2 protein-coding genes are annotated in these 3,234 nt (G+C 66.5%); both read right to left on the bottom strand.

Annotated elements, in window-relative coordinates:
• A partial coding sequence (locus I6F33_RS37715; RefSeq protein WP_225145778.1) for a chemotaxis protein CheW occupies positions 1-404 on the bottom strand: 404 nt, incomplete at its 3' end.
• Between the two features lie 32 nt (positions 405-436).
• Entirely contained in the window at positions 437-3,232 is a 2,796-nt protein-coding gene (locus tag I6F33_RS37710) for a hybrid sensor histidine kinase/response regulator (RefSeq protein WP_225145777.1), read from the bottom strand.
• Between the last annotated feature and the right edge of the window lie 2 nt (positions 3,233-3,234).

Raw genomic sequence — 3,234 nt, 5'->3', positions numbered from 1 at the left:
CCGTCGAGGCGGTGGACGCCGCCGGCGAGCTTGGCCATGCGGGGGTCGAGGTTGACGGGGTTTTCTTCCTTACCGTCCTCGGGCAGGCGCAGCACCTCGCCGATCTGGTCGATCAGGAGGCCATAGGATTCGCCGCGCAGGTCGACGCCGACCGCCATCGCGGTCTTGCCGTCCTCGTCCTTGGGCAGGCCGAGGCGCGAGCGCATGTCGACCACGGTGACGATGCGGCCGCGCAGGTTCAGCACGCCGGCGATCTCACGCGAGGCCAGCGGCACGCGGGTGACGCGCTCGGGCATGAACACGTCCTGGACGCGGGAGATCGGCAGGCCGAACAGCTGGCCACCGATCATCGCGGTGACGTACTCGACCATGGCGCCTTCGCTGGACTGGGTCTTCTTGCTCATTTCAGGGTCTCCTGGTCCATCCCGCTTAAGGTTTAAGCCGCGGCCGCCCGGCTCAGCTCGGAGGCGCCGGCGGCACCCGCGGTCTGCTCCTTCAGCGCCGCGATCAGGCCGGGACGGTCGAACTTGGCGACGTAATCGTGGAAGCCGGCCTGACGGCCGCGCTCGATCGCCGCCGGCGACACCAGCGCCGACAGGCCGATGATCGGCGTCGCAGCGAGGTTGTTGTCGGAGCGGACGACTTCCGCGAACTCGAACCCGTTCATATCGGGCATCTCGATGTCGGTCAGGATCACGTCGAAGCTTTGGGCGCGCAGTGCCGCGAGGCCCTCCTGCGCGGTCGGCGCGGTGCGGACGCGGTAGCCGGCGGCCTTCAGCACCGGCGCCAGCATGTTGCGGAAGAAGGCCGAGTCGTCGACCAGCAGCACCGACTGCGAATGCAGCGACGGCTTCATCTCCTTGCGGGTGAACCAGTCGGCGAACGCCATCGGCAGGAAGTGGCCGACGTCGATCACCTCGGTGGCCTGGCCCTTGATCACGGCCGAGCCGAGAACGCCGGAGGAGGAGCCGCCGACCTCGATGTTGAGGCGTTCCTCGACGATGTCGATGATCTCGTCGACGACGAGGCCCATGGAGCGGCCGTCGTCGGCGAACACCAGGATCGGCTGGGCGCCCTGGCTCGCAATGGTGACGCCTTCCATGGCCACCAGCGGCATCAGCTGCTCGCGGTACTGCACCATGTAGCGGCCGTTCGAGAACTCGATCTTGTCGGCCGGCAGCTCTTCCAGGCGCGTGACGAGGCCGAGCGGAACCGCCTTGGGCTGCGACGAGCCGGCGCGGAACACCAGCAGCGAGGTGGTCTGCTCGCCACTTCCGATGTGATGGCCGGCCGCTTCGTCACCCATGCCATGGGCCGAGGAGCCGGCGGCGCCGAGCGCCTTGGCGATGCCGTTGGGATCGATGATCATGATGACCGCGCCATCGCCCAGAATGGTGTTGCCGGAGAACATGTCGATGTGACGCAGTTTTGTCGACATCGGCTTGACCACGATTTCTTCGGTGTGGAACACGCCATCGACGACGATGCCAAAGGTCTGGCTGCCGACTTGCGTCACCACGATGAAGCCGTTCTCGGGATCGCTGGCCGCGCCGTTGTCGATCTTCAGGAGCTTCTTCAGATGGATCAGCGGCAGCAGCTTGTTGCGCAGACGCAGCACCGCGGTGTCCTTGATGCGCTCGATGCGGTGCTCGGAGTTGGCGCGGGCGCGGACCAGCTCGACCACCGAGAGCTGCGGGATCGCAAAGCGGTCGCCGGCGGCTTCGACGATCAGCGCCGAGACGATGGCGAGCGTCAGCGGGATCTTGATGGTGACGGAGCTTCCTTCGCCGGCCACGCTCTTGATGTCGATGGTGCCGCCGATCTGGTCGATATTGGTGCGGACCACGTCCATGCCGACGCCGCGGCCCGAGACCGAGGTGATGGCAGCGGCAGTGGAGAAGCCCGGCGCGAAGATGAACTTGTGGATCTGGGCTTCGCTCATCTTCTCGAGCTCGGCCTCGGTGACGAGACCGGACGAGAGCGCCTTGGCCTTGATCTTCTCGGTGTTGAGGCCGCGGCCGTTGTCGGCGATGCAGATGATGATGTGGCCGCCCTCGTGATAGGCGGAGAGGCGAATGGTGCCCTGCTCGCCCTTGCCGCTGGCGAGGCGCTCGGCGGGGGTCTCGAGGCCATGATCGGCGGAGTTGCGCACCATGTGGGTGAGCGGGTCCTTGATCAGATCGAGCACCTGGCGGTCGAGCTCGGTGTCTGCGCCGTGCATCTCGAGCTCGATCTGCTTGCCGAGTTCGGATGAGAGGTCGCGGACAATGCGGGGCAGCTTCTGCCAGGCATTGCCGATCGGCTGCATGCGCGTCTTCATGACGCCTTCCTGCAGCTCGGCGGTGACGTTGGAGAGGCGCTGCAGCGGCACCTTGAACTCGGTGTCCTCGTTGCGGCGGGAGATCTCCAAGAGCTGGTTGCGGGTCAGGACCAGCTCGGAGACCATGGTCATCAGGTGCTCCAGCGTATCCACGTTGACGCGGATCGACTGGTTGGCGATGCGGTCGCCCTCGCCCGCCATCTCGTCGGCCATCGACTTCTTCGGCGCGGCCTTTTCCTTGGCGGGCTTTGCGGCTTCAGCAGCCGGCTCGGCCTTAACCTCAGCCTTGGCCACGGGCGCGGGCACCGGCGCTTCGATCGCGGTCTCGCGGAAGGCGCGCTCGAGCTCGTCGAGCGAAACCTCGCCCGGACGCAGCGGGCGCTCCAGGGTCTGATCGACCAGCGTGCCCATGGTCATCTCCTTGGCGGGGGCGGCTGCAGCGGCGGGCGCTGCCGGCACCAGCGGCGGCGCATCGGCAACGGGAGCCGCAGTGCCGGCTGTCGGCATCGGCTGCGCCGAGCCTGACATCGCCGCCATGCCCTGCTCGACCATCGCTTCCAACTTGTCGATGAGATCGCGGTCGTTCCCCTCCGGCTCGGCCTCGGTCGCCTCCAAGCCAGCCAAAATCTCCTTGATGCGGTCGATCGAGGACAGGATCACCGTCACCGCCTCGGCAGTCACAGGCATGCCGTCGCGGAATTTGCCCATCAGGGTCTCGCCGGCATGCGCCAGCGCTTCCAGCCGCGGCAGGCCGAGGAAGCCGCAGGTGCCCTTGATGGTGTGGACCAGGCGGAAGATGTTATCCAGGATCTTGGCGTTGTTCGGCTCCTGCTCGAACTTCACCAGCTGATTGTCCACGGTGTCCAGGCTCTCGCTGGTCTCCGTCAGAAACTCCCGCAACAGATCATCCATGA

The organism is Bradyrhizobium sp. BRP20 (assembly GCF_020194215.1).
Taxonomy (GTDB): Bacteria; Pseudomonadota; Alphaproteobacteria; order Rhizobiales; family Xanthobacteraceae; genus Bradyrhizobium; species Bradyrhizobium yuanmingense.
Note: the sequence above shows the minus strand (reverse complement) of the source record. Positions and strands in the feature narration are given on the sequence as shown.

Bases quoted from the DNA above. Each gene is read 5' to 3' on its own strand.
- I6F33_RS37710 (WP_225145777.1), bottom strand. From the start codon at position 3,232: ATGGATGATCTGTTGCGGGAGTTTCTGACGGAGACCAGCGAGAGCCTG.